This window comes from Bradyrhizobium sp. WBOS07, assembly GCF_024585165.1.
Classification (GTDB): Bacteria; Pseudomonadota; Alphaproteobacteria; order Rhizobiales; family Xanthobacteraceae; genus Bradyrhizobium; species Bradyrhizobium japonicum_B.
Window position 1 is genome coordinate 4,842,986 of sequence record NZ_CP029008.1, and the last position, 25,431, is coordinate 4,868,416.

The 25,431-nt window shown below is 65.9% G+C and carries 29 protein-coding genes and 1 riboswitch; of the genes, 9 read left to right on the forward strand and 20 right to left on the reverse strand.

Translation table 11 applies throughout. The annotated features are described in order from the left end of the window. Positions 1-45: 45 nt before the first annotated feature. The 7 genes from DCM79_RS23035 to uvrC form a co-directional block, all read right to left on the reverse strand. A complete protein-coding gene (locus DCM79_RS23035) occupies positions 46-1,176 on the reverse strand; it encodes a YihY/virulence factor BrkB family protein (protein WP_257176489.1) in 1,131 nt (376 codons plus the stop codon). Then, positions 1,176-1,763 carry a phage holin family protein gene (locus tag DCM79_RS23040; RefSeq protein WP_257176490.1) on the reverse strand — a complete coding sequence of 196 codons (588 nt, stop codon included), beginning with the start codon at positions 1,761-1,763 and terminating at the stop codon, positions 1,176-1,178. The genes DCM79_RS23035 and DCM79_RS23040 overlap by 1 nt, the downstream gene beginning before the upstream one ends. 92 nt (positions 1,764-1,855) lie before the next feature. Further along, complete coding sequence (gene prmB / locus DCM79_RS23045; RefSeq protein ID WP_257176491.1) at positions 1,856-2,815, reverse strand: 50S ribosomal protein L3 N(5)-glutamine methyltransferase; 960 nt, start codon at positions 2,813-2,815, stop codon at positions 1,856-1,858. Then, the gene (locus DCM79_RS23050) at positions 2,815-3,297 is read right to left on the reverse strand and encodes a molybdenum cofactor biosynthesis protein MoaE (protein WP_257176492.1); all 483 of its coding nucleotides are present in this window, start codon (positions 3,295-3,297) and stop codon (positions 2,815-2,817) included. Before DCM79_RS23050 ends, prmB begins: the two co-directional genes overlap by 1 nt. A 4-nt stretch (positions 3,298-3,301) precedes the next feature. Next, positions 3,302-3,553, reverse strand: a complete 252-nt coding sequence (gene moaD, locus DCM79_RS23055; RefSeq protein ID WP_257176493.1) for a molybdopterin converting factor subunit 1 — start codon at positions 3,551-3,553, stop codon at positions 3,302-3,304. Next, positions 3,550-4,167 carry a CDP-diacylglycerol--glycerol-3-phosphate 3-phosphatidyltransferase gene (gene pgsA, locus DCM79_RS23060; protein ID WP_028134375.1) on the reverse strand — a complete coding sequence of 206 codons (618 nt, stop codon included), beginning with the start codon at positions 4,165-4,167 and terminating at the stop codon, positions 3,550-3,552. The genes moaD and pgsA overlap by 4 nt, the downstream gene beginning before the upstream one ends. 108 nt (positions 4,168-4,275) lie before the next feature. Continuing rightward, on the reverse strand, positions 4,276-6,336 hold the full coding sequence (gene uvrC / locus DCM79_RS23065; RefSeq protein WP_257176494.1) for an excinuclease ABC subunit UvrC: 2,061 nt from the start codon (positions 6,334-6,336) through the stop codon (positions 4,276-4,278). Between the two features lie 241 nt (positions 6,337-6,577). Between uvrC and DCM79_RS23070 the strand changes: the two genes are divergently transcribed. Continuing rightward, positions 6,578-7,201, forward strand: coding sequence for an outer membrane protein (locus DCM79_RS23070; RefSeq protein WP_028134377.1), 624 nt, complete (start codon positions 6,578-6,580; stop codon positions 7,199-7,201). 98 nt (positions 7,202-7,299) lie between these two features. Here the strand turns inward: DCM79_RS23070 and DCM79_RS23075 are convergent, their stop codons facing one another. From DCM79_RS23075 to DCM79_RS23090, 4 genes are all read right to left on the reverse strand, one after another. Next, positions 7,300-7,515, reverse strand: coding sequence for a cold-shock protein (locus tag DCM79_RS23075; RefSeq protein WP_008544396.1), 216 nt, complete (start codon positions 7,513-7,515; stop codon positions 7,300-7,302). A 266-nt stretch (positions 7,516-7,781) separates the two neighbouring features. Continuing rightward, positions 7,782-8,642: a 23S rRNA (adenine(2030)-N(6))-methyltransferase RlmJ gene (locus tag DCM79_RS23080; protein ID WP_257176495.1), complete on the reverse strand. Its 861-nt coding sequence runs from the start codon at positions 8,640-8,642 to the stop codon at positions 7,782-7,784. Positions 8,643-8,850: 208 nt separating this feature from the next. After that, positions 8,851-9,555 (reverse strand): ribonuclease T2, encoded by a 705-nt coding sequence (locus DCM79_RS23085; protein ID WP_028134379.1) that lies wholly within the window; start codon positions 9,553-9,555, stop codon positions 8,851-8,853. 118 nt (positions 9,556-9,673) lie between these two features. Beyond that, positions 9,674-10,135, reverse strand: a complete 462-nt coding sequence (locus tag DCM79_RS23090) for a hypothetical protein (RefSeq protein ID WP_028134380.1) — start codon at positions 10,133-10,135, stop codon at positions 9,674-9,676. A 185-nt stretch (positions 10,136-10,320) separates the two neighbouring features. On the opposite strand from DCM79_RS23090, the gene DCM79_RS23095 reads away from it, so the two are divergent. Together DCM79_RS23095 and DCM79_RS23100 are read left to right on the forward strand one after the other, a co-directional pair. After that, a complete protein-coding gene (locus tag DCM79_RS23095; RefSeq protein WP_257176496.1) occupies positions 10,321-10,620 on the forward strand; it encodes a hypothetical protein in 300 nt (99 codons plus the stop codon). A 41-nt stretch (positions 10,621-10,661) separates the two neighbouring features. Next, positions 10,662-11,192, forward strand: coding sequence for a DUF3617 family protein (locus DCM79_RS23100; RefSeq protein WP_257176497.1), 531 nt, complete (start codon positions 10,662-10,664; stop codon positions 11,190-11,192). A 172-nt stretch (positions 11,193-11,364) separates the two neighbouring features. Here DCM79_RS23100 and DCM79_RS23105 read toward each other — a convergent pair whose 3' ends face one another. The 3 genes from DCM79_RS23105 to DCM79_RS23115 are packed head-to-tail and all read right to left on the reverse strand — an operon-like array spanning position 11,365 to position 14,043. Continuing rightward, the gene (locus DCM79_RS23105; RefSeq protein WP_257176498.1) at positions 11,365-12,753 is read right to left on the reverse strand and encodes an ATP-binding protein; all 1,389 of its coding nucleotides are present in this window, start codon (positions 12,751-12,753) and stop codon (positions 11,365-11,367) included. Positions 12,754-12,772: 19 nt separating this feature from the next. Further along, a complete protein-coding gene (locus DCM79_RS23110; protein WP_257176499.1) occupies positions 12,773-13,504 on the reverse strand; it encodes a response regulator in 732 nt (243 codons plus the stop codon). After that, positions 13,501-14,043 (reverse strand): MarR family winged helix-turn-helix transcriptional regulator, encoded by a 543-nt coding sequence (locus tag DCM79_RS23115; protein WP_028134385.1) that lies wholly within the window; start codon positions 14,041-14,043, stop codon positions 13,501-13,503. Before DCM79_RS23115 ends, DCM79_RS23110 begins: the two co-directional genes overlap by 4 nt. Positions 14,044-14,382: 339 nt before the next feature. Between DCM79_RS23115 and DCM79_RS23120 the strand changes: the two genes are divergently transcribed. The 5 genes from DCM79_RS23120 to DCM79_RS23140 all read left to right on the forward strand — a co-directional run bounded on the left by DCM79_RS23120 (position 14,383) and on the right by DCM79_RS23140 (position 18,599). Next, entirely contained in the window at positions 14,383-15,465 is a 1,083-nt protein-coding gene (locus tag DCM79_RS23120; RefSeq protein WP_257176500.1) for a branched-chain amino acid aminotransferase, read from the forward strand. Between the two features lie 252 nt (positions 15,466-15,717). Beyond that, positions 15,718-16,242 (forward strand): YegJ family protein, encoded by a 525-nt coding sequence (locus tag DCM79_RS23125; RefSeq protein ID WP_257176502.1) that lies wholly within the window; start codon positions 15,718-15,720, stop codon positions 16,240-16,242. A gap of 40 nt (positions 16,243-16,282) precedes the next feature. Next, a complete protein-coding gene (gene hisS, locus DCM79_RS23130; RefSeq protein WP_257176503.1) occupies positions 16,283-17,803 on the forward strand; it encodes a histidine--tRNA ligase in 1,521 nt (506 codons plus the stop codon). A gap of 55 nt (positions 17,804-17,858) precedes the next feature. Further along, positions 17,859-18,107: a 4-oxalocrotonate tautomerase family protein gene (locus tag DCM79_RS23135; protein WP_257176504.1), complete on the forward strand. Its 249-nt coding sequence runs from the start codon at positions 17,859-17,861 to the stop codon at positions 18,105-18,107. 87 nt (positions 18,108-18,194) lie between these two features. Further along, positions 18,195-18,599 carry a thioesterase family protein gene (locus tag DCM79_RS23140; RefSeq protein WP_257176505.1) on the forward strand — a complete coding sequence of 135 codons (405 nt, stop codon included), beginning with the start codon at positions 18,195-18,197 and terminating at the stop codon, positions 18,597-18,599. Between the two features lie 97 nt (positions 18,600-18,696). On the opposite strand, the gene proC is transcribed toward DCM79_RS23140, so the two are convergent. Next, the gene (gene proC, locus DCM79_RS23145) at positions 18,697-19,521 is read right to left on the reverse strand and encodes a pyrroline-5-carboxylate reductase (protein WP_257176506.1); all 825 of its coding nucleotides are present in this window, start codon (positions 19,519-19,521) and stop codon (positions 18,697-18,699) included. 187 nt (positions 19,522-19,708) lie between these two features. Further along, the gene (locus DCM79_RS23150) at positions 19,709-20,209 is read right to left on the reverse strand and encodes a YbjN domain-containing protein (RefSeq protein ID WP_257176507.1); all 501 of its coding nucleotides are present in this window, start codon (positions 20,207-20,209) and stop codon (positions 19,709-19,711) included. Positions 20,210-20,670: 461 nt separating this feature from the next. Beyond that, a riboswitch (FMN riboswitch) is annotated at positions 20,671-20,829 on the forward strand. A 77-nt stretch (positions 20,830-20,906) separates the two neighbouring features. Here DCM79_RS23150 and DCM79_RS23155 point away from each other — a divergent pair. Continuing rightward, on the forward strand, positions 20,907-21,467 hold the full coding sequence (locus tag DCM79_RS23155; protein WP_257176508.1) for a 6,7-dimethyl-8-ribityllumazine synthase: 561 nt from the start codon (positions 20,907-20,909) through the stop codon (positions 21,465-21,467). 119 nt (positions 21,468-21,586) lie between these two features. Here DCM79_RS23155 and DCM79_RS23160 read toward each other — a convergent pair whose 3' ends face one another. The 4 genes from DCM79_RS23160 to DCM79_RS23175 all read right to left on the reverse strand — a co-directional run bounded on the left by DCM79_RS23160 (position 21,587) and on the right by DCM79_RS23175 (position 25,419). Then, complete coding sequence (locus DCM79_RS23160; protein ID WP_257176509.1) at positions 21,587-22,540, reverse strand: ribose-phosphate pyrophosphokinase; 954 nt, start codon at positions 22,538-22,540, stop codon at positions 21,587-21,589. 192 nt (positions 22,541-22,732) lie between these two features. Further along, complete coding sequence (locus DCM79_RS23165) at positions 22,733-23,347, reverse strand: hypothetical protein (protein ID WP_257176510.1); 615 nt, start codon at positions 23,345-23,347, stop codon at positions 22,733-22,735. Between the two features lie 189 nt (positions 23,348-23,536). After that, complete coding sequence (gene pgeF, locus DCM79_RS23170; protein ID WP_257176511.1) at positions 23,537-24,304, reverse strand: peptidoglycan editing factor PgeF; 768 nt, start codon at positions 24,302-24,304, stop codon at positions 23,537-23,539. Beyond that, complete coding sequence (locus tag DCM79_RS23175) at positions 24,304-25,419, reverse strand: class I SAM-dependent methyltransferase (RefSeq protein WP_257176512.1); 1,116 nt, start codon at positions 25,417-25,419, stop codon at positions 24,304-24,306. Before DCM79_RS23175 ends, pgeF begins: the two co-directional genes overlap by 1 nt. Between the last annotated feature and the right edge of the window lie 12 nt (positions 25,420-25,431).

Below are 25,431 nucleotides of genomic sequence, written 5' to 3' on the forward strand. Positions count from 1 at the left end.
GTGAGTTCCGGCCCGATCGTCGTCATTGGCTAAAATGGCGCGGCGTCAGGCCGGCGCGGCGGCGCCGACGGTGTCGGCCGAGACCGCATTGCGGGTCCCGAGCGGCTTGGGCTGCCCCTCGGTCGTGTCCCTCAGCGTCTGCCGCTCGATCTCCGAATTCAGCTCGGCGCCGAACATGATGACGATCGCCGACATCCACATCCACGTCATCAGGCCGATCGCGGCGCCGAGAGAGCCATAGGTCGCGTTGTAATTGGCGAACTCGGAGAGATACCAGGACAGCAGCGCCGAGCCGGCGATCCAGAGCAGGGCGGCGGTCACCGCGCCGAGGCTCAGCCATTGCCAGCGCGGTGCGTCGCGGCTGGGCGCGAAACGGTAGAGGATCGCGAGCGCCACCAGCAGGACGAGGAACATGAGCGGCCATCGTGCCAGCGCCACGATCAGCTTGCTTTCAGGCGCCATGCCGAGATGATTGAGCGCGAGCGGGAAGGCGACGACAACCCCTACCATCACCAGCAGCGCCACGATGCCGCCGATCGTGAAGGCGAGCGATACCATGTTGAGCTTGATGAAGCTGCGCTTCTCACGCTCCTCATAGGCCACGTTGAGGGCATCGAAGATCGCCTTGACCCCGGCATTGGCGCTCCAGATCGCCAGCAGGAGGCCGAACAGGAAAGTGGCGCCCAGCGTGGTATTGCCGTTCGACACCACGCGCGCCACCTGGTCCTCGACGATCTGGAATGAGCCCTCCGGCAGCATGGTCGCCAGCGTCTGCAGATTGGCGCTGATCGTGGCGGGATCGGCGAACAGGCCGTAAGAGGAAACCAGCGCCGTGACCGCCGGAAAGATCGCGAGCAGCCCGAAGAAGACGACGCCGCCTGCGGTCGCGAGCAGACGGTCCTCGTCGATGCGCTGATAGGTCCGCCAGAAGATATCCTTCCAGCCGGCCCACGGGATCGAGAACGGGCTCTTCGCATGGCGGCCGTGGCCGGGCTGCACGGCCGCGCGCGCCGGGTGTGTTTCCGGCGAATTCGCCTCGCCTTTGCGGTGGTCTGGCGGAGGGCCCGACCCGACGAGGCCGGAGCCCTGAAAGTAACGCTCCGCCGTCAGCACGAACACGGCTGTCGCCGCCACCAGCAGCCAGGAATCGATCTGTTCGGAGCGCCGTACCAGCATCAAGCGTCCAATCGGTGACCGTGCCGCCTGCGGCGCACCGCCGTATACCCCGCCAGTCCAATCGCCGCGAGCATCAGGCCGAGCTGCACGGGTCGGTTGGTGCGAACCGGCCAGGCTCTCGCGCCATGGCGGCGCTCGCCCGGCGCCAGCGGCGCAAGGGGAATCGTGGTCGCGACGTCCTTCACGGCCTCCTTGACCGTTCCGCGGGGAATCCGCGGGGTCGCAATGGCAACGCGCAACCGGCTTGCAAGCGGCACGATCGGCTTGGCTTTGCGCTTCATCTGCGCCATTGCCACCGCGGCGCAGACCGCCGCCAGCACCAGCAGCACGCCCGCGACAGCACCGAAACCCCAGAACTGCCCGTAGCTGATGGCAATCCAGCGGTACAAGGCGATCAGGCCGACGAAAAATGTCGCCATGACGAACAGGCCTGCGGCCGCGAACAGCCCGCCGGCCACGGCGTAAGACGTCACCTTGCCGGTGGCCTGGCTGGTCTGGTCGCGCAGATAGGATTGCGCGGCGCGTTTGACGTGATTGAGCTTCAGCGCCATGCCGGCGCGCAGCAATTCGCCTGATGGCGCGAGCATCTGGACATCCTCCGAGAGCGGCAAAATTCGTTCGGGGGATGAACGTGGCCGAATTTGACTTGTTCCGACGGCGCTCCGTCCGTCCTGATGAATCAGCCGAGATCGGCGGCCGCGATCCAGAATACCTCGCCCTCGGACTCCTCGGTGTCGAGCCAGAGCAGCGGCAGGTCCGGGAAGGCCTCGTCGACCAGGTCCCGGCCGCGGCCGATCTCGCAGATCAGCCCGCCGCCCGGCGTCAGGTGATCCGGCGCGTCGCGCAGGATGCGGCGCACCACGTCGAGGCCGTCGGCGCCGCCATCGAAGGCGAGCTTGGGCTCGGCCCGGCATTCCGGCGGCAGCGCGGCCATGCCTTCGGCATCGACGTAAGGCGGGTTGGTGATGATCAGATCGTACCTGCTGTCACCGAGGGGAGCGAACAGGTCGCCGCGATAGAGGCTGATCCGGTCCTCGAGCCCGTAGTCGCCGACATTGCGGGCAGCGACTTCGAGCGCGCCCTTGGAGATGTCGACGGCATCGACAACGGCGTTGGGGAAATGATGCGCGGCGAGGATGGCGAGGCAGCCCGACCCCGTGCAGAGATCGAGCACGCGCCCGACGGCGGTGGGATCGTCGATCAGCGATCCAGCCTCGCCGTCGCCGCCGAAATGCGAATCCAGGAGCTCGCCGATGAAAGAGCGCGGAACGATGACGCGCTCGTCGACATAGAAGGGCAGGCCGCGCATGTAGATCTTGTTGACGAGATAGGCGGCCGGTTTGCGCGTGGTCACGCGCTGGTGGATCAGATCGAGGACGGTCCTGGCTTCCGCGGCCGTGACGCGCGCGCCGGCAAAGCTCTCGAGCTGTTCGGGATGCAGATGCAGCGCCTCGCAGACCAGAAAGGCGGCTTCGGCGACCGGATCCGTCGTGCCGTGGGCAAAAGCGAGCTTGGCCTCGTTGAAGCGGCTCACCGCATAGCGGACGAAATCGAGCAGCGTGAGCAGCTCGCCGCGCCCCACTTTCGCAAGCTTTGGCGCGGCGCGCCCGCGCGCGGTCTTCTTGGATGCTCTTGCCATCAGGATTTGGTCCAGCGTGCAGCGGCTTCGTCGTCACGGGCCTGGGCTTCGACCCAGCCGGTGCCGGTGGCGCTCTCTTCCTTCTTCCAGAACGGCGCGTTGGTCTTGAGGTAATCCATCAGGAACTCGGCCGCCTGGAATGCGGCCTGGCGATGCTGCGAGGCGGTCAGCACCAGCACGATGTTCTGGCCCGGCATGAAGCGGCCGACACGGTGGATCACCGTGACGCCGTTGAGCGGCCAGCGCGAAACGGCTTCGTCGGCATGACGCCTGATCTCTTCCTCGGCCATGCCGGGATAATGCTCGAGCGTCAGCGCCGCGACCTTGGCGCTGTCGTCGTCGGCGCGGCAGATGCCGGAAAAGCTCACGACCGCGCCGATATCGGTGCGGCTCCGGGTCAGCACCGCGATCTCGCGAGCGATGTCGAAATCGTCTTCCTGAATCCGGATGGTGACGGGGCAGGTGGCGACAGCGGAGGTCATGGGCCTAGCCGCCGGTCATCGGCGGGAAGAACGCGATCTCGCGGGCGCCGGCGATCGCGGCGTCCGACTTGACGTGGGCGTGGTCGATGGCGGCGCGGATCACCTTCGGCTTCTCGAATGCGTAGGCATAGGCCTCGCTCTGGCCGGACAGCCAGACGATCAGCTCCTCGACGGTACGCACGGTCGGCGGCGGCTCGATGGTCTCCTCCGCCTTGCCGACGCGTTCGCGCACCCAGGCAAAATACTTCACCTTCATCCCTCGTCCTCCTTGATGAGGTGATGGATGCCGGCGCGGAAATAATCGTAGCCGGTGTAGATGGTCACGATCGCGGAGGCCCACAGCAGCGCCAAGCCGATCATCGAGACCACGGGCACCACCTCGTCACCGGCAGGTCCGGCGAGCAGGAAGCCGATCGCGACGAGCTGGACCGTGGTCTTCCATTTCGCGAGCTTGGTCACGGGCACGCTGACGCGGAGCGCGGCGAGATATTCGCGCAGGCCCGAGACCAGGATCTCGCGGCACAGGATCACGATGGCGGCCCACAGCGACCAGCCATGTATGATGCCGTCGGCGGCCAGCATCAAGAGGCAGGAGGCGACCAGCAGCTTGTCGGCGATCGGATCCAGCATCCGGCCGAAGGCCGATTGCTGATTCCAGATTCGCGCATAATAGCCGTCGAGGTAATCGGTGACCGCGGCCGCGATGAAGAGGGCGACCGCGACCCAGCGCAGCCACAGCGGCTGATCCAAAATCGACTGCGCATAGATGCACCCGACCACGACCGGGATCGCGGCGATCCGGCCATAGGTCAGGAGATTGGGGAGGGACATCGCGCGGCTGGTGGTCCCTCGTGTCGTGGCGATGTTCATCCGTCCTACCAATACCGCTGCAGCCTGAAGGTCAACCGTTCCGCTCCCCAGATGGGGTGCGGGATGCGACGACGATATGACCGAGGCTACCTTTGGGTCCCCTTTAGTTCATCCCGGCTGGGGATGGAAATACTCGAAAATCCTGCGCGCGCTCTCGGCGCTCACCCCTGGAACCTTGCCGAGATCGGCGATCGACGCGCGCTCAATCTCCTTCAGGGTCCCGAAATGATGCAGCAAGGCACGTTTGCGTGACGGGCCGATGCCCGGAATCTCCTGCAAACCGGCCTCGCGGATGTCCTTCTTGCGCAGCTTGCGGTGCGAGCCGATGACGAAGCGGTGGGCCTCGTCGCGCAGCCGCTGGATGAAATAGAGCACGGGGTCGCGCGGCTCCAGCTTGATGGCCTCGCGTTCCGGCATGAACAGGGTCTCGCGGCCGGCATCCCGGTCCGGTCCCTTGGCGACCGACATCAGCGACACCTGGCTCAGGCCGAGATTGGCGAAGATCTCGCGGACGGCGTTGAGCTGGCCGCGGCCGCCGTCGATGATGACGAGGTCGGGCCATTGCGGAAAATCGTCGTCCTTGGCCTTGGTGCCGGCATCCTCCGGCGGATTGATCAGGCGCTTGAAGCGCCGCTCCAGCACCTCGCGCATCATGGCGAAGTCGTCGCCGGGCGTGATCCCTTCCGACCTGATGTTGAACTTGCGGTACTGGTTCTTCACGAAGCCGTCGGGCCCGGCGACGATCATGCCGCCGACCGCATTGGTGCCCTGGATGTGGCTGTTGTCGTAGACCTCGATGCGCTTCGGGACATGCGGCAGGCTCAGCGTCGCGGCCATGGCCTCCAGCAGCCGGCTTTGCGTGGCTGTGTCGGCGAGCTTGCGGCCGAGCGCCTCGCGCGCATTGGTCAGGGCGTGGATGACCAGCTCCTTCTTCTCGCCGCGCTTGGGCGCGGTGACCTCGACCTTGTGGCCGGCCTTGATCGCCAGCGCATTGGCGAGCAGCTCGCTCTCCTCGATCTCGTGCGAGAGCAGGATGTTCCTGGGCGGCGGCTTGTCGTCGTAGAACTGTGCGAGGAAGGAGCCGAGCACCTCTTCGGGGGTGAACGACTTCTCCGCGCGCGGAAAATAGGCGCGGTTGCCCCAGTTCTGGCCGGTGCGGAAGAAGAACACCTCGACGCAGGAGAACCCGCCCTCCTGGTGGATGGCGAACACGTCGGCTTCCTCGACCGTGCGCGGATTGATGCCCTGCTGCGACTGGATCGCCGACAGCGCCGCGAGGCGGTCGCGGTAGAGCGCGGCGCGCTCGAACTCGAGCTCACCCGCCGCCTTCTCCATCTCGCCGGCGAGCTCCTGCTTCACCGCGTGGCTCTTGCCAGACAGGAAGTCGCTCGCCTCGCGCACCAGCGTGGTGTAGCCGCCGAAGTCGATCTCGCGGGTGCAGGGGCCGGCGCAGCGGCGGATCTGGTAGAGCAGGCAGGGCCGGGTTCGGCTCTCGAAGAAGGAATCGGTGCAGGAGCGGATCAGGAACGCGCGCTGCAGCGCCGTGATGGTGCGGTTGACCGCCCCGGCGGAAGCGAACGGCCCGAAATAGCGGCCGGGCCGGCTCTGCGCGCCCCGATGTTTCAGGATCTGCGGCGCCCAATGGTCGCCGGTGATCAGGATATAGGGAAACGACTTGTCGTCGCGCAGCTGCACGTTGAAACGTGGCCGCAGCTGCTTGATGAGGTTGGCTTCCAGCAGCAGCGCTTCGGTCTCGGTGTTGGTCGAGACGATCTCCACCGTCACGGTGGCGGCGATCATGCGCAGGATGCGCGCCGGCTGTGGCGCGCTCTGGCGCGCATAGCTCGACAGGCGTTTCTTGACGTTCTTGGCCTTGCCGACATAGAGCACGTCGGCATTCGCGTTGAGCATGCGATAGACGCCGGGCGAGGTCGGGGCGAGGCGGACCGCGCGCTCGATCGCCTCATGGCCGGTCGCCAGCGGCTCCTCGCCGACCGCGCCGCTCTCCTCCAGGATATCAGGCAGCCGCGAATCATCCTCGTCGTCGCCGGCCGGGGCGGCGGGATCGACGTCCGGCGCCGTCAACGCCTCCGGCGGCACGTCGCTCGCGGCAGCGCGGGGCAATTTGCGCGCGCGATCGTCCGGATTGTCGGTGGAATCGTGAACCATGGGGCGAATTTAGGCGCTCGGGGTGCCGATTTGAAGTTCCGGCCGCGCGGCACGCACAGGACGGCGGCGGTAACGCTTCCTTAAGTCTGTTAATAGCGCGGTAACCCGGCTTAACAGCCCTTTAAGCTAAAACTCTCGATAAATCCTACGCGAAAAAGTGGTGGTTCCGTAACCATGCGGTTTGCCTCGCGCGGCAAGCGCAGGCGCCGCAGCGGCGACGGCAGTTGCGTTGGAGTGTGTGATGAAGAGGCTCGTTGTGGGCGCGGCCACGTTGGTTGCAGCCGGCTGGACAGCTTCGGCAGAGGCCGCGGATCTCAATTACGGGCAGCGCGCCCCCTATACCGTCAACCAGCCGCTCAATGCCTATAGCTGGGCCGGTCCCTATCTCGGCGGCAACATCGGCTACGAATGGGGCTCGGTCGACAACAATCCCTCGAAGCCGTCGGGCTTCGTCGGCGGCGTGCAGGCCGGCTACAATTTTCAGAACGGTCCTTGGGTGTTCGGTGTCGAGGGCGATATCCAGGCCAGCGGTGCCGACGATACTTTCGCGCCGTGGAAGTTCTCCAATCCGTGGTTCGGCACCCTGCGCGGCCGCGCCGGCTACGCCTTCAACAACGTGCTGTTCTACGGCACCGCGGGCCTTGCGTTCGGCGAGCTGCGTGGACAGACCTTCGGCTGGGCGGAATCGCACACCACCGCCGGCTGGACCATCGGCGGCGGCGCGGAAGTCGGCCTCACTTCGAACTGGAGCGCCAAGCTCGAATATCTCTACATCGACCTGTCGACCAGCCAGTTCGCAATTACAGGGGTGTCAAACGGCTATAGCGCCAGCGTCGTTCGCGCAGGCGTGAACTATCGCTTCTGATAGCTGAAGAAGAAAATACCGGACAACACCTTCCCGGCCGCTCGCGGCCGGGATTTTTTTGCGCGAAATATTGCGCCGCGTGCTTTGCGTCAGGCCCGCTAGGAGAGGATGACCAGGTTGACCGCCTTCGGCCCCTTCCCCTTCTTGTCCGGCTCGACTTCGAAAGTAATGCGCTGTCCTTCCGCAAGGTCCTTCAGTCCGGCCCGCTCCACAGCAGTAATGTGCACGAAGACGTCGCGGCCGCCGTCGTCAGGCTTGATGAAACCGTAGCCGCGTTCGCCGTTGAAAAACTTGACCGTTCCCGTCATGGCCATCGGGAAACTCCCCCTCATTGCTCCTCCGTCGCGACGCAGACTCACGTCGCGACATGACCGGGCCTTACGAAGCCCGGGAGAGCTGGCCATCCTTGGGCGGACCCTGACGGTCCGGCCGGATCTTTCTTAGGCCTTCACTCCGCCGCAACCATTCGCGGAAGCGGAACGTAAAGCCAGTCACAGAAACAGCATAATACGGTTCTCTGCGGATTGACTACCGCTCCTGCATATTTTTCCCAAGAATGCCGGAGTGTTACGGCTTTGCTTTAGGGCTTGGGTACCTCCAATCGGAATCTGGCAGCGCCGCCTTGGCCGAGCGGCATTTCCAGCTCGGGCAGGATGGTCTTGAGCTCGCCCTGCAGCGTGTAGGGCGGGTTGACGATCAGCAGCCCGGCAGAGGAAAGAGCCCCGCCATCGAGCTGGGGCGCGACGCTGAATTCGAGGCGCAGGCATTTTCCGGGTGGTTTTGCTGCGGCTGCGAGCCGTGCCACCGTCTGGGCCAGCGTGTCGGTGGCACGCCGGCTCTTGGCCGGATACCAGATGACATAGATACCGGTCGGCCATTTCGCGAAGGCGGTGGAGAAGGCTTCGCCCAACCGCTCGAACTCGTCCTTGGCTTCGAACGGCGGATCGATCAGCACGAGGCCGCGCCGCTCCTTCGGCGGCACGAAGGCCGGCAGCGCCACCCAGCCGTCGAGGTCGACCACGCGGGCCTGTTCGTCGCGGCGCAGCACGCCGATCAGCGCCTTCCGCGCCTTCGGCTCGAGCTCGCAGGCCACCAGCCGGTCCTGCGGCCTGAGCAGGCCGCGCGCGATCAGCGGCGAGCCCGGATAGGCCTTGAGCTCCCCCTTCGGATTGTAGGCGCGCACGATGTCGAGATAGGGCTTGGTCAGCGCCGCGCTTTCGTTCGACAAACGGGCCTGCATCAGCCGCGCGATGCCGGTCAGCCATTCGCCGCTCCGGCGCGCCTCGTCACTGTCGAGATCGTAGAGGCCGGCTCCGGCATGGGTATCGATGACGCGGAACGGACCCGGCTTGTCCTGCAGATAGGTGATGATTCGAGCCAGCACGATGTGCTTGATGACATCGGCGAAGTTGCCGGCGTGGAAGGCGTGGCGGTAGTTCATGCAACAGCACTACGCCACGCGAGCGCTTGAGCAAAGAGGCGCAATCATGTGTCCCGGACGCGTCGCAGCGTGCAGCGCTGCGACGCTGAGCCGGGACCCAGGGGCCACGGAGGCTAATGCAGCATAGGCCCCGGCTCTGCAGCGCACCGCCGAAGAGGCGCTGCGCTGCGTCCGGGCACGAGAGAAGGGCGCTGCACGCAATAATGGATCAACCGCCCCTGATCGGCGGCATCGTCACCTGCTCGCGGCGGCAGGCGCGGCGGTCGGTTTCCTCGCAGGCGCGGAATTGCAGGTCCTTGCTCAGGCAGATGCGCACCTCGGAGAGCCTGGTCCGGTTGCAGGTGACGGAGACGGCGGCATTGCTGAGACCGGGGTTGGCCTTGATGAAGGCCTCCTCGACCTCCGCCGGCGCCACGGTCTTGGCCTGCGACAGATCGAGATATTCGGCCGGGATCTTGATCGCGGCGCGCGCTTTGCGGATCGTCTCGAAATAGCTGCGGCCCTCGAGCCCCGAGCAGGTGCCGTGCTTGTCCCATTCGTTGAAGATCAGGCCGGTCGCCGGCATCAGGTCGAGCATCGAGGAGACGATGTTGCGGTTCAGCCGTGGTGCCGGGCGCTGACAATATTCGGGGAAGCCGGCTTCATATTGCGGCCACAGACCATGCACCACAAACGCATAGGGCCGTCCGCCGCACTGCATCTGGGAACGGCCGCCGCGCTCGGCCGCTTCCTCGCAGAACGAGGGCGACCACGACAGCGCCAGCACATAGAAATCGAACTCGCCCGGTGCGTTCTGCCGCTTGTCCTGGGCCATGGCGTCACCGGCGAACGAGGCCAGGCCGGCGGCCAGGATCAGGGAAAGGGCCAGCGAGATCACCAGGCGAGAGAAGGAATGCAATCCGGGATGAAACATGGCAACGCCCCTCAACTAGACTGTGCGCGGGAGCCTAGCAGGCGACAAGAACATTTCAAGAACAAAATTCCGGCGACCGCCGTTTGACCGCTGATGGCCGACGCCGGGTGCCCCGGACTCAAGGCCTGGCGGCGCGGCAGGCCGGATTGTAAGCCCAATTGCGGTCGAGCCCGACCACGCACCATTCGACGCCGCTGCCGTAGCCGGCGAAGCCGCCATCCTCGATGAGCGAGTAGTGCACCTTGCGCACCTTGCCGTCGGTGAGCATGGCATCAGCGCTGCAATAGCGGCGCGGGATGTTGTCGGACTGCCAGGGCCGGAACGCGGTCTCGTGAACGGCTGAGAAGCCGGTGATCTTCAACGAGGAATTCCAGAACGTGCTTTCCTTTTCCCAGAACTGGGTCGCGATCGTCGGCAGCGCCCGGTCGCAACCGGCGACGGCGCCGTCATAGCGCGGTCCGCTGAGCCAGAAATTCATCTCCAGCGGATTGGCGGCCCTGGCCTCGCCGAGCGACACCGCCCCGAGCATGAGGCCGAGCACGGCGGCATAGCGGAATGATTTCAGGGAGGGCGCGCGCATGGACAATCCGGACAGCTAAGCTCTTGCGAAGGTCGGACGGTGCCGCGAAGGCCAGGGGAGGTCAAGTGCAGCGCGGCAACACTTCGCCAGGACTTGACCACAAGGTCGCCGTCGGCACGGCTTCGGTTCTTTCCACTTCCATCTCGGCACCGTAAACTGGAGGCCAGCCAATTGGAGTGACGGGAATGCGAATCATTGCGGCCGCGGGTCTTCTCGCCAGCCTGGTTGCCTCTGGTATGACGGCGAGCCAGTCGGCGCGTGCCGACTATGTGCCGCCGTTCAAGGGCAACGACACCGGCGGCATCATCGCCTATTCGATGGCCACCCAGGTCGATGCCCGGCGGGTCGCGGTCGATCACTGCGCGCGCTACGGCAAGGTGGTCAAATTCCTGGGCGTGCAGGCTTATGAGGGCGGCTACATCTCGTTCTCCTGCCGCTGGGTGCCCTACGGCGCCGCCGAGCAGCCGATCCGCACGCTCTATTGAGGCGTTGTCGTAACGCCGCAATCTCTCAGTTCGGAGACCCCATGACGCGCAAACTCGCTTTGCTCGGCTCGGTGCTTTGCCTCGCGGTGTCGGCGGGCAGCGCCAGCGCCGACGATCTGCCGGTGCGCAAGGCCGGCCTCTGGGAAATGAAGCTGGCCACATCAGGCTCGCCCGTGCCTGAGATGACCATGCAGCACTGCACCGACGAGACCGTCGACAAGGAGATGAGCAACAACGTCTCCCCGATGGCCAAGCAGATCTGCGCCAAGCAGGAGATCAAGAAGACCGCCACCGGCTATGTCAGCGATTCCGAGTGCAGCGTTGCCGGCGTCAACACCACCTCGCACGCCGAGATCACGGGCGATTTCAACTCGGCCTACACGGTGAAGACCACCTCGCATGCGAAAGGCGGCGTCGCCGGCGTTGCGGGACGCGATACGACCATGACGCTGCAAGCAAAATGGCTGGGGTCGTGCAAGTCGGATCAGAAGCCCGGCGACATCGTGATGCCCGGCGGCTTCAAGATGAACGTGCGCGACATGGACAAGCTGAAGGCGCTGCTACCGAAGTAGGTGTGCTCTTTCCCTCTCCCCTTGTGGGAGAGGGTGGCTCGCCGCGTTAGCGGCGAGACGGGTGAGGGGTTTCTCGCCGCGAATTCAAATGAGACTTGCACGCGCGGAGAGATACCCCTCATCCGGCGCTTCGCGCCACCTTCTCCCACAAGGGGAGAAGGGAAGACCGCACCTACACCGGGATCCGCACGCTCGCCCGCAATCCGCCCATCGGGCTGTCGCCGAGCGTGATGTCGCCGCCATGGGAGCGGGCGATGTCGCGGGCGATGGCAAGGCCAAGACCGGTGCCGCCTTCGTCCTGGTTGCGGGCGTTGTCCAGCCGCAGGAACGGCTTGAACACTTCTTCGCGCAAATGCGCGGGAATGCCCGGGCCGTCGTCGTCGATCGTCACGGTCAAATAACGGTGATCGCGCTGGCCGGTGATGGCGATGTTCTTGCCGTAGCGCGCCGCGTTGGTGATGAGGTTGGCGAGGCAGCGCTTGAACGAGGCCGGCTTCACCGTCACTACCGGCAGGCCGTGGAAGGCGACGGTCGCGGTATGGCCATGGCGTTCGGCATCGCTGCGCAGTTCCTCGAGCGCCTGCGCCATGTCGGTCGGCTGCGACTGCTCGCCGGAATCCCCGCGGGCGAAGGCGAGGTAATCCTCCAGCATCATCGACATCTCGTCGACGTCCTTGCGCATGCCTTCGAGCTCGGGGCTGTCGCCGATCAGCGCCAGCTCGAGCTTGAAGCGGGTCAGGATGGTGCGCAGATCGTGGCTGACGCCGGCGAGCATCGCGGTGCGCTGCTCCATGGTGCGCTCGATGCGCGATTTCATCTCGAGAAAGGCCACGGAGGCGCGCCGCACCTCGCGCGCGCCGCGCGGGCGGAAGTTCGGGGCTTCGCGGCCCTTGCCGAAACTCTCGGCGGCGTCGGCCAGCCGCAGGATCGGCTTGATCTGATTGCGCAGGAACAGCACCGCGACGATCAGCAGGATCGAGGACGTGCCGACCATCCAGAACAGGAAGATCTCCGAGTTGGAGGCATAGGCGGCGCTGCGCTGCGCGAACACGCGCATCACGGCATCGTCGAGCTGGATGCGGATCTCGACCAGATTGGATCGGCCGACCGTGTCGATCCAGAACGAGCGCCCGATCTGGCGGCCGAGCTGCACCGACAGGGTCTGGTCGAGTAGCGAGAAGAACGGCTTCGGTCCCGGCGGCGGCATGTCGCCGGCGGGCAGGAAATCGACCACGAGGCCGAGCCGCTGCTGGGCGATGCGGCGGATCTGGTCGCGATCCTTGTCCTGCGGATAACCCTTGTAGACGTCGATCAGCGCGGCGATGTCCTGCACCACCGCGGCCGAGAGGCGGCGCGTCACAGTGTTCCAGTGTCGCTCCATGAACACGAAGGCGACGACCGATTGCAGCACCACCATCGGCACGATCATGATGAGGAGCGCGCGGGCGTAGAGGCCGGTCGGCATCCAGCCCTTGAACGCGTTGCCCATCCAGCCGTTGGCGGCGGAGACGCGGCCGGCGGCGCTCTTCAGAAGCGTCAGGCCGGTATCGATCGTGCTCATTTGGCGCGCTTCACTTGATTTATGGCGAGGCCACCAGCCGGTAGCCGATGCCGCGCACCGCCTGGAGGAACAGCGGATTGGCGGGGTCGGTCTCGATCTTGCGCCGGAGGCGGTTGATCTGCACGTCGACGGCGCGCTCGTTGACGCTGCCATTGCCGGTCAGCGCGCTGCGCGGCACGGTCTCGCCCGGCGTCTCCGAGAGAATTCGCAGCATCTCGCGCTCGCGGTCGGTGAGGTGAATGACCTCCTCGCCCTGGCGCAGCTCGCCGCGCTCGAGGTGGTAGATGTACGGACCGAAGGCGATCTTCTCGATCGTCGTGGCCTGCGGCGGCGGAGCGGCGCGCTTGAGGATGTTGTTGATGCGCAGCGCCAGCTCGCGCGGCTCGAACGGTTTTGCCACGTAGTCGTCGGCGCCGATCTGCAAGCCCTCGATGCGGGCCTCCGCCTCGTGCCGCGCCGTAAGCATCACGATCGGCACCGAGGAGGAGGTGCGGATGAAGCGGGCGAGGTCGAAGCCGGTCTCGCCGGGCATCATCACGTCGAGGATCAAGAGGTCGAAATGCAGACCCAGCAATTTCGATCGTGCATCGCCGGCGCTCGCGGCGGTGGTGACGCGGTAGCCTTCGCCGGCAAGGAAGCGCGAGAGCAGATCGCGGATGCGGCGGTCGTCGTCGACCAGCAGCAGATGCGGCGCGTCGTCGGCAGGGCGCGCCGGCGGGCGGGCGAGAGTGGCAGCGAGCGACACGGTCACTCCTTGGTGGTTTGATTGACGGAAGCGAAGATGGTCTCGAGCACCTTGTCCGGATCGTCACGATCGATCATCGCGCGCAGGAAGCGCTTGACCGTCTCGGCGTCCTGCGGACCGATCTCGGCGAGCGCCTTGGTGATGCGCGTGGTCTGCAGTCCGGCGAGCTTCTGCACCAGCGCCTCGCCTTTCGGCGTCGCATAGAGCAGGCGCTGGCGGCGGTCGTTGTCACCGGTCTTCTGCACGATGTAGCCCTCGTCCAGGAGCTGCTTGAGCACGCGGCCGAGCGATTGCTTGGTGATGCGCAGGACGTCGAGCAGGTCGGCGACTTTGAGGCCGGGATAACGGTAGACGAAGTGCATGACCCGGTGATGAGCCCGGCCGAAGCCGAAAGCCTCCAGCTCCTGGTCGGGATCGCCGACGAAATCGCGATAGGCGAAGAACAGCAGCTCGATGATATCCCAGCGCAAATTGCCTCCATCGCCTGCCGCCGGCCGGGGCTCGGCGGCGTCTTCAGCGGGACTCGCGAAATTTATGTCAGGCATATTGACGTATCTTGGGTTCAATGTTACAAAACGATCAGCCCGCACGAAATTTTAGGTCGTTTCGCGGCGGGCGGCATCGAAGCGGGACGGTGGAAAGAGCCGGACAGGCGACGACGGCCGGATCAGATCTACCGTGCGATTGTCGAGCGGCATTTCGGCAAAACATACTGGACTTCCGCCTCCCGCAAAAGCATGTCCTCAGCGACATGCTGGCCACGGGAAACCGGCCGTAACAAGGCTGGCGACGGGGTCCGGCCAGAAACCAATCAAGCCGGCCGGCCCCGACGGGGCGGGCGGGCGTGAGAAACAGCGCCGTTACCGGCAGCGGGAGCCAAGGACATGAGCATGACATTCGACATCCAGCCCGCAACCCATCCGACGCCCGAGAAGGACCGCGTGGCCAAGCTGGTCGACCCCGGCTTCGGGCGGGTCTTCACCGATCACATGGCGATCGTCCGCTACAACCAGCTCAAGGGCGGCTGGTACGAGGCGAAGATCGAAGCGCGCGCCAACTTCCAGCTCGATCCGGCCGGCGCCGTCCTGCACTACGCCCAGGAGATCTTCGAAGGCCTGAAGGCTTACAAGCGCGACGATGGCGGCGTGAACCTGTTCCGGCCCGATGCCAATGCGCGCCGCTTCAGGGATTCCGCCGACCGCATGGCGATGGCGCAGCTGCCCGAGGACGTCTTCATCGAGGCGGTCGAGCAGGTCGTGCGCATCGACCGCGCCTGGATGCCGGGCGGCGAGGGCAGTCTCTATCTGCGCCCCTTCATGATCGCGAGCGAGACCTTCCTCGGCGTCAAGCCGTCGTCCGAATACATCTTCTCGGTCATCGCCTCGCCGGTCGGCTCCTATTTCAAGGGCGGCCCTGCGCCGGTCTCGATCTGGGTGTCGGAAAACTACACGCGCGCCGCGGTCGGCGGCACCGGCGCGGTCAAATGCGGCGGCAATTACGCCGCCAGCCTGCGCGCACAGGCGGAGGCGATGCAGCACGGCTGCGACCAGGTCGTCTTTCTCGATGCGATCGAGCGTCGCTACGTCGAGGAGCTCGGCGGCATGAACGTGTTCTTCGTGTTCGACGACGGCTCGCTCTCGACGCCGCCGCTCGGCACCATCCTGCCCGGCATCACCCGCGATTCCATCATCACGCTCGCCCGCGATGCCGGCAAGACCGTGCGCGAGGAGCCGTATTCGCTCGACCAGTGGCGCAAGGATGCCGCCAGCGGCAGGCTGAAGGAAGCCTTTGCCTGCGGCACCGCCGCCGTGATCTCGCCGATCGGCAAGGTGCGTTCGGTCAGCGGCGATTTCGAGATATCGGGCGGCGCCGCCGGCCCCGTCGCCATGGGCCTGCGCAAGCAGCTCGTCGACATCCAGTACGGCCGCACCAACGATCCGCACAACTGGATCCGCAAGGTGTTTTGATTGCTTCTTCTTCCTTCTCCCCTTGTGGGAGAAGGTGGCGCGAAGCGCCGGATGAGGGGTCTCTGTCCGCATCGTTAAATCTGCGGTCGCGGAAAGAACCCCTCACCCGTCTCGCCGCTAGCGCGGCGAGCCACCCTCTCCCACAAGGGGAGAGGGGAAACGCGCATCGTTTGTGCGTTTCGTGCACTGAACGCCCTGCCACGATCTCGCGACAAAGCCAGGACGCATCAAGGCATCCTGGGTATCGCGATCATGGCAGCAAGGCTCTCCCAACCCGTGAAATGGGTCGTTCTCGCCGCAATCACCGGCATCTCGGTGTTCGGCATCCTGACGATCGGCCCGACGCACGAGGTCGTCGCGCAAGACCGCTCGCCGATCGTCGACGTGCGCACCGGCGATCCCGAGATGAATGCGGCGATGGCGCGGGCCCGCGGCACGCTGCCGGCCTTCTGGGCCTCCTATGAGGCGCAGAAGCCGTCCGAAACCGGGCACGCCCTGAAGGTGCGTTTTGCGACCCGCAAGGGTGGCGAGCACATCTGGATCGGCGAGGTGAAGAAGCAGCCCGGCGGGACCTTTACCGGCCTGTTTGCCAACCAACCCCGCGATCTGCCGGGCAAGCACGCCGGCGACAAGGTTTCGTTCACCGAGGCCGACATCTCGGACTGGATGTTCATGCGCAACGGCAAGATCGTCGGTGGCGAAACCATCAAGCCGACGCTGAAATCGCTGCCGAAGGCGGACGCCGATGCGCTGCGGGCGCGGATGGAGCAGCCGTAGAGCAGTTGCCGCCTCGCGCCCCGGCTGGTAAACGCCGCGCATGGCCGAGAAACCCAAAAAACCCCAGAAACTGAAGGCGCGTCTGCCGCGCGGGCTCGAGGATCGCGATCCCTCAGCGATCCGGGCGACGCGCGAGATGGTCGAGAAGATCCGTGCCGTCTACGAGCTCTACGGCTTCGAGCCGGTGGAGACGCCGGCGATGGAATATACCGACGCGCTCGGCAAGTTCCTGCCCGACCTGGACCGCCCGAACGAGGGCGTGTTCTCGTTCCAGGACGACGACGAGCAGTGGATCAGCTTGCGCTACGATTTGACCGCGCCGCTGGCGCGCTATGTCGGCGAGCGCTACGGCACCGACGCGCTGGTCCTGCCCTATCGCAGCTACCGCGTCGGCTACGTCTTCCGCAACGAAAAGCCGGGCCCCGGCCGCTTCCGTCAGTTCATGCAGTTCGACGCCGACACGGTGGGTTCGGCGACTCCGGCGGCGGACGCCGAGATCTGCATGATGGCGGCGGACACGATGGAGGCGCTCGGCATCGCGCGCGGCCAGTATGTCGTGAAGGTGAACAACCGAAAAGTGCTCGATGGCGTGCTGGAAGCCATTGGGCTCGCGGGTGAGGAGAACGCGGCGCGCCGGCTGACGGTGTTGCGCGCGATCGACAAGCTCGACAAGTTTCCCGCCGACGAGGTGCGCAAGCTGCTCGGTCCCGGACGCTGGGACGGCGGCGAAGAAGGCAAGGGCGACTTCACCAAGGGCGCCAATCTGAGCGAAGCCGAAGCCGACGTCGTTCTCGCCATCACCAAGCCGCGCGAGGATTGGAAAGAGGCCGTTGCCGCTGCGGAAGCCTACCTCGCCAAGAGCCCGGTCGGTCAGGCCGGCGTGAGCGAGCTGGAAGAGATTGCCAAGCTGGTCACTGCGTCGGGTTACGGTGCAGACCGCATCAAGATCGATCCCTCCGTCGTGCGCGGTCTCGAATATTACACCGGCCCCGTCTACGAGGTCGAACTGCTGCTCGAGACCAAGGACGAGAAGGGTCGCCCGGTGCGCTTCGGCTCGGTCGGCGGCGGCGGACGCTATGACGGCCTCGTCTCGCGCTTTCGCGGCGAGCCGGTGCCGGCGACCGGTTTTTCGATCGGCGTGTCGCGCCTGCAGGCCGCGCTGATGCTGCTCGGCAAGCTCGACACCAAGCCGGACTTCGGTCCCGTCGTGGTCACCGTGTTCGACCGCGACCGCGTCGCCGACTATCAGAAGATGGTGGCGTCGTTGCGCAATGCCGGCATCCGGGCCGAGCTGTATCTCGGCAACCCCAAGAACATGGGCAACCAGCTCAAATATGCCGATCGCCGCAACTCGCCCTGCGTCATCATCCAGGGCTCCGACGAGAAGGCGCGCGGCGAGCTGCAGATCAAGGACCTGATCGAAGGCGCCAAGGCGGCCGCCGCGATCGCCTCCAACCAGGAATGGCGCGAGAGCCGCCCGGCGCAGTTCTCGTGCAGCGAAGCCGATCTCGTCGCGAAAGTGCGCGAGGTCCTGGCCCGCCATGACGTAAAGTGGGGATAGCCATTCCGGCGCGCCGTCATGCCCGGGCTTGTCCCGGGCATCCACGTCTTGTTTGATGGCGACCGTCAATGGCCGGCGTCCGGCCGCAAGGGAGAGAACAATGCCTGAGATCACCATCAGCATGGCCGAAGGCCGCACCGACGAGCAGAAGGCCGGCATGATGCGCGACATCACGCAGGCGCTGGTGAAGAATCTCGGCGTCGATGCCGATGCCGTCGTCATCCAGATCAACGAAGCCCCGCTCCGCCACAAGATGAAGGGCGGCAAGACCTTCGTGGAACGCGCGGCGGCCGCGAAGAAGTAGCCGCTTCTCAAGCGTCAATCACCACTGTTGTCCCGGATCGGCGCGCGCTTAAGGCGCGCTTGTCCGGGACGACATCGAGCAAGACCCATGGACGCACGGGATTACATCACGATCGGCATGAGTGCCGAGCGCACGCTGGTGGTGCCGGCCGAGCGCACGGTCGGGCATTTCGTGCCCGGCATGCCCTTTGTTTATGCCACGCCGATGATGATCCTGGAGATGGAGATGACCTCGGGCGATGCGATCCGCTCAGCGCTGCAGCCGGGCTGGGTCACTGTCGGCACCGAGGTCGACATCCGCCATCTCGCGGCCGCCCTCGTCGGCGCGACGGTGCGGACCACCGCGAAGGTGGTCGCGGTCGAGCGCCGCGTCATCCGCTTCGAGGTCGAAGCCTACGAGGGCACGCGCAAGCTCGGCGAAGGTCGCCACGCGCGCGGGCTCGTCAATGTCGAGACGTTCAACAAGCGGCTGGGAGCCGGCACGGCGCCGTAGGGTGGGCAAAGGCGCCTTCGCCGTGCCCACCATCTGCAATTGTTGAGAGACGGTGGGCACGTCGCTTACGCTCCTTTGCCCACCCTACAGCACCGTCTTACTTCGCCAATTCTTTCGATCGCTTCGTCGCGGCGGCGATCGCGCGGATCATGAGATCGCGCAGGCCCGGCTCTCCCATCAGCACGCCGAGCGCTGCGGCGGTGGTGCCGCCGGGCGAGGTGACGTTCTGGCGCAGTGTGCCGGCGGGCAGCTCGGACTGGTGCAGCAACTCGCCGGAGCCGGAGACGGTTTGGCGTGCGAGCCTCATTGCCAGCGCCTCGGGCAGACCCGCTTCGACGCCGGCGCGTGCCAGCTCCTCGGCGAGCAGGAACACATAGGCCGGCCCGGAGCCGGAGACGGCGGTCACCGCGTCCATCAGGCCTTCGTCCTCGACCCATTCGACCGCGCCGGTGGCGCGTAGCAGCGCGTCGGCCAGTGCGCGCTGCGCGGTGCTGACGTCGTTGGCCGCGACGGCGACGGTGATGCCGCGGCCGATCGCGGCCGGCGTGTTCGGCATCGCGCGCACCACGGCGCCGCCGCAGACCTCCTGGAGTGAGGCGATCGTGGTTCCCGCCATGATCGAGACCACCGAGGTCTTGTCCGAGACGAACGCTTTCAACCTGGTGCCGGCCTCGCGGAACATCTGCGGTTTCACCGCGACGACCAGCGTCTCGACGGGGCCTGCCGTCGTCGCATCGGGATTGAGCGCGACGCCCCTGGCGGCGAGCGCGGTGATCTCGGGCGACAGATGCGGATCGATCACGGCGACACGGCGCGGGTCGAGCCCGCCCGCCAGCCATCCGGTCAGCATCGCGCCGCCCATCTTGCCGGCGCCGGCGAGCAGGATGGTGCCGGTGATGTTTTGAAGGGGGTTGTTTGCCATCGCCGTTGCCACACACTCAGGCGTCATCCCCGCGAAGGCGGGGATCCATAACCACGGGCGGTTCTAGTGGATCGAGGTGTTGGCAACAAGCCGCGTGCCACAGGTGGCCATCACGCGGTATGGATCCCGGATCGGCGCGCGCTTAGGGCGCGCTTGTCCGGGACGACAGCGGAGGGCGAGGCGAGCCCTACGCCTCTCCGACCGTGTCGAACATCGCGGCGTCCATGGCCTCGGTGGTGGTCTTGCCCGCCCATACCACGAACTGGAACGCCGGGAAATAGCGCTCGCAGGCATGGATGGCGCCGGCAAGCATGGCCTCGCATTGCGCGGTCGAGGCGGTGAGGCCGCCCGGCAGCACCAGGGCCTGGCGGTGCATCACCATGCCGGTGTTGGTCCACAGATCGAAATGACCGACCCACAGCTGCTCGTTGACGGCGGCGACGAGCCGCTGCACCTCGCCGCGGCGCGCGTGCGGAATCTTCATGTCGAAGGCGCAGGCCAGATGCAGCGCCTCGATCTCGCCCATCCAGGTGAAGGAGAGCTGGTAGTCGGTCCATTGTCCCTTCGAGACAATCGTGAGTTCGTCTTCGCCGGAGCGTTCGAACGGCCAGTTGTTGCTGGCAGCGATATCCTCGACCACCGCGAGCGGATGGCTTCTGGAATCGATAGTGCCTTCGAGCAGGGACATGCCGTCTCGACCTCTTGCCTTCTTGTTGTCCTTGATACGCACGCGGTCGGCCCGGCACGCTCTCCCTCAACGTCGCTGCTGCGATCCCTCAGGGTCGCTCATGCGATCCCCAGGTCGCTGTTACGATCCCCTCGGATCAGCGCGGGCCTGTCGCGGATCAAGTGATGTGATTTGCGGAATCTGCGCAACGGGGTCCGGAGTCCGTCCACAAGCCAGGACTCGTTCGTCCACAGCTCATCTCCGCCACAATTCTTAACGTCGAAAGCCTCGGATCCCGATCGAGGAGAACAAACCGGAATCGGATTCGGGGGCGCCAATCGTTAATTCCGTCCCACGAGGGCCGGACCGCCAACAGGACCTCTACGCCGGCATGGGACCATGCGATTTGCCCATGCGGAACGCGCTTGCCGCGCCGGCGCGCCGGCGGCATATTTCCGCCCAGGCCGTTCATCCCGAGCGGCCGATGTTCTCAGGGCGGGGTGAAAGTCCCCACCGGCGGTAAGGGTCGAAAGGCCCAAGCCCGCGAGCGCCTTCCCCAAGGGGTAACCCGAAGGGAAGGGTCAGCAGATTCGGTGCAACTCCGAAGCCGACGGTCAAAGTCCGGATGAAAGAGAACGGTCGGTAGCAGACGCATCGCAAGGTGCGGCTGCTTGTCGTTCCGTGTGCCCTGATTCTGGTCCTTAAACTGAGGAAAGCCATGAATCAGATGTTGCAAGACCCCCAAGTCCAAAACTCAGACGTCCAACCGCCGCCGGTTCCGCAAGGACCCGCGACCGGGCATCCGCGCTTTGCCAAGCCGCAGCGGGTGGCCTTCGTACAGGCCTGCTGGCATCGCGACGTGGTCGAGGAGGCCCGCATCGCCTTCCTGAAGGAGGCGGAGGCAAGGCACCTCACCCATGTCGACGTGTTCGAGGTGCCGGGCTCGTTCGAGATCCCGCTGCACGCGCAGGTCCTCGCCAAGACGCGTCGCTACACCGCGATCGTTGCGGCCGGCCTCGTCGTCGACGGCGGCATCTATCGCCACGAATTCGTCGCCGACACCGTGATCAAGGCCTTGATGGACGTGCAGCTGCGCACCGAGGTGCCGGTGTTCTCGGCGGTGCTGACGCCGCAGCAATTCCACGAGACCGAGGTGCACTACGACTTCTTCCGCAAGCACTTTGCCATCAAGGGCGTGGAAGTCGCGGCAGCCTGTGCCGAGACCTTGCTCGGCCTGGAGCGCCTGCGCGGTCAGGTCGCCGCGGGGATCGTGGGGTAGGCAGGCTGCCGTAGGGTGGGCAAAGCGCAAACGTGCCCACCTTCTCTCGCAAATGAAAAAAGGTGGGCACGGCGCTTTGCGCCTTTGCCCACCCTACGAGACTTCTCGGATCGAAAAAATCAGTCGAACAGGCTCGACACCGATTCTTCTGCGGCCGTGCGCGCGATCGCATCCGAGATCAGGCTGCCGATCGGCAGCGTGCGGATGTTCGGCGCCTTGGTCACCGCCTCCGTCGGCAGGATCGAGTCGGTGATCACCAGCTCCTTCAGCTTGGAGCCGGAGATGCGGGCGGCCGCGCCGCCGGAGAGCACGCCGTGCGTGATGTAGGCGTAGACGTCCTTGGCGCCCTTGGCGAGCAGTGCGTCGGCCGCATTCACCAGCGTGCCGCCGGAATCGACGATGTCGTCGACGAGGATACAGGTGTAGCCGGCGACATCGCCGATCACGTTCATGACCTCGGATTCGCCCGGGCGCTCACGGCGCTTGTCGACGATCGCGAGCGGGGTGTTGATGCGCTTGGCGAGGCCGCGCGCGCGGGCCACGCCGCCGACGTCGGGCGAGATCACCATCACCTTGGAGAGGTCGAACTTGTCCTTGATGTCGCGCACCATCAGCGGCGCCGCATAGAGATTGTCGGTCGGGATGTCGAAGAAGCCCTGGATCTGGCCGGCATGCAGGTCGAGCGTCATGACGCGGTCGACACCGGCCTGCGTGATCAGATTGGCGACGAGCTTGGCCGAGATCGGCGTGCGCGAGCCCGATTTGCGGTCCTGCCGGGCGTAGCCGAAATAGGGCAGCACCGCGGTGATGCGGCGCGCCGAGGAGCGGCGCAGCGCGTCGGTGATGATCAGGAGCTCCATCAGATGGTCGTTCGCGGGAAACGAGGTCGACTGGATGACGAAGGCATCCGAGCCGCGGACGTTCTCCTGGATCTCGACGAAGATTTCCATGTCGGCGAAGCGCCGGACCACCGCCTTGGTCAGCGGCAGGTCGAGGCCTTGCGCGATCGCCTGCGCGAGGGCCGGATTGGAGTTGCCGGCGACGAGCTTGATGGAGCCGTTTTTGGCCGACATAGACGCTTCCTCCCGCGCTTTGCTGGATACGACGTTCAACATCTCAGATCCCACTGGAAGCACGGTTACGACGGGCGAGGAAATATCAGGCGGGAGGCTGCAATGGCAACCCGGAAGGCTACGTTTTCCCTTCGAAAATCCTGAGTCGGGCCAACGGTTTGGCCGCAACTTGAGGCCGTGGTTTAGCGGGGGTTATCGCTCGGCATAGCCGAGCGCGGAGGACGGCATGTCCGACGTCGGCGCCTCGGGAATCACGCTCGCCACCGCCGGTCCCCGCAAGCCAGGCGCTGCGCCAGGTGAGTCCGGCGTGCCGTTGATCATGTTGGAAAGTCCACTGAATCCGGCCTGGGCGATCTTCCGCAGCACCAGATCGTCGGCGGCCGCCCACGCGTCGCGGCCGGCCTTGACCGAGGTCGGTTCCTCGCCGGACAGGCGCAGCGCGCGCTGCTGATTGGCGTCGTAGACGTCCCAGACCCAGGCGATCACGGTCTTGCCGCGGACGATCTGGGCGGAGAGGTAGCTGCGCACGCGGTAGGCGGCCGAGCCCTCGCGGGAGACCACGGACAGGCTGCGCAGCTTGGATTCGCTGTCGAGCACGCCGACCATGCGGTCGAACACCTGCGGCGGCGGCCCGTCGATCGATTCGAACGCCACCGTCGCGCCCGAGCCGGTGCTCGGCGCCATCGCATAGGAATTCGCGGCGCCGCCACCGCCGGCACAGCCGCCAAGCGCGGTCGCAGCCGCCAGCAGCATGGCCGCCAGCACGCGCGAACCCGCACGGCCCAGGATGAATGACGCGTCCCTCATTATGGAGGGCAGCGATATCGTTAAAATCGATTAAGGTCTAGGGCGGCGGCGCACGGACACACAGTGTCATTCCGGGGCGCGCCGCTTGGCGCGAGCCAGGAATCCATTTCTCCGCGTGAATTGCCGCCCGATGGATTCCGGGTTCTCGCTTCGCGAGCCCCGGAATGACACAGTGCGTTGCCCTTGTGTTCACGCTTCGAGCGCGATCGCATGCACGTGGCGGCCGTAATCCGGCTCCTTGCGATGCACCGAGCGGCGATAGCTGAAGAAGCGCTCGTCGGCATAGGTGTCGAGGCCGAGATCGTCGATCATCAGGATGCCGGCGGCCTCGAGCCGCTGGCGGATGAAGCCGGCGAGATCGAACATCGCGTGTCCCTCGCGCACCGACGGGATGAAGAACATGGCGTTGTCCGCATCCGCCTCGATGAAGCGCGCCACGAACTCGTTGCCGACCTCGTAGCTGTCCTGGCGGATCAGCGGCCCGATCGCCGCGATGATGCCGCCGCGCGTGGCGCCGAGATCCTCCATCGCCGAAATCGTCGCCTCCAGCACGCCGGTGAGCGCGCCTTTCCAGCCGGCATGTGCACCGCCGATCACGCGTGCATGGGGATCGACGAACAGCACCGGTCCGCAATCGGCGGTGGAGACGCCGAGCGCGATGCCGGGCGTTTTCGTCACCAGCGCATCGCCCTTCGGCCGCGGCCCGCTCGGCCATGGTGTCTCGGCAACCAGCACGTCGGGCGAGTGGATCTGGTGCAGGCTGAGGAAGCGGTCCGCGCCGACACCGACATGCTCGGCCATGCGGCGGCGGTTCTCCGCGACGAGGCCCTGATCGTCGTTGGAGCCGAGCCCGCCGTTCAGCGCGGCATAGATGCCGCCGGAGACGCCGCCTTCGCGCGTGAAGAAGGCATGGCGCAGGCCGGGCACAGCTGCCAGCAGCGAGGAGGTGAGCGTCATCAATTGCCTCCGGCCTGTTCGAAATCGCTGAGGCCGGCAATGCCCGTCAGCCGCGGCTCGGAGATGCCGAGCACCTTGAACATCGAGCCCATGCCGCTGCGCCCGGTGTCGGTCAGGCGCTTGAGCGCGATCGAAATGTCGGTGGCGACTTCCGGCGTGGCCTTCTGCATCAAGGCGGCGGCCCTCGTATCGATGCCGATGCGCTTGAGGAAGTCGCCTTGCGTCACCGGCCCGTGCACGCGCGCGCCGACGTCCTCGGCCGCGCGCGCCAGCGCCTGGAAGTCGACATGGGCGGTGACGTCGGCCTGGCCCGGCGCCTTCAGGGGATCGACGAAGGTGTGGCGGGCAATCGCCTGGAAGGTGTCGCCGGCGTCGCTGCGCAGATGGCCGTAGTCGATGATCAGGGCGGCGCCGTCCTGGTCGCGCACGCGGGTGGCGAGCTTCATGATCTCGCCGTCGGGCCGCCATTCGAACACGGCGCCGATAGGTGCGGCGCGCACCAGGGGCGGCAGCAGCACGTCGAAGCGCGGGGTCGGCTCCGGCGCTGCGCCGAACTGAAGCCTGCCGTTGCCGTCGATCTCGATCACGCGCTCGTGCCAGCCGTTCTCGAGGCGGACCATCTGGTGAATCGGCAGCACGTCGAAATATTCGTTGGCGAGGATGATGCTCGGGCCATCAGGCACGTCGTCGATGCTGTCGTGCCAGGAGATGTTGCGCACGGCGGACAGCGTCGCGCCCTGCCGCTCGCGCAGGACCGGATTGACCTCGACCATGTGGATATGGAGCGCCTGGTACAGCGGCGGCAGCACGCGGAGCGCGCGCAGGGCGTCGGCCATCATGGTGCCGCGGCCGGGGCCGAGCTCGATCAGCCGCAGGAATTGCGGCGAGCCCATCTGCTTCCACACCGAGGCGGTCCACAACCCCAAGAGCTCGCCGAACATCTGGCTGACCTCGGGCGCGGTGGTGAAGTCGCCTTCACGGCCGAGCGGATCGCGCGAGACGTAATAGCCATGGCGCGGATGCATCAGGCACAGTTCCATGTAGCGCCAGACCGGCATCGGGCCCGACGCCTTGATCAGCGCCTTGATCTCGTCGAGTAGCGGCTGGTCGGTCACGGCGTACTTTCT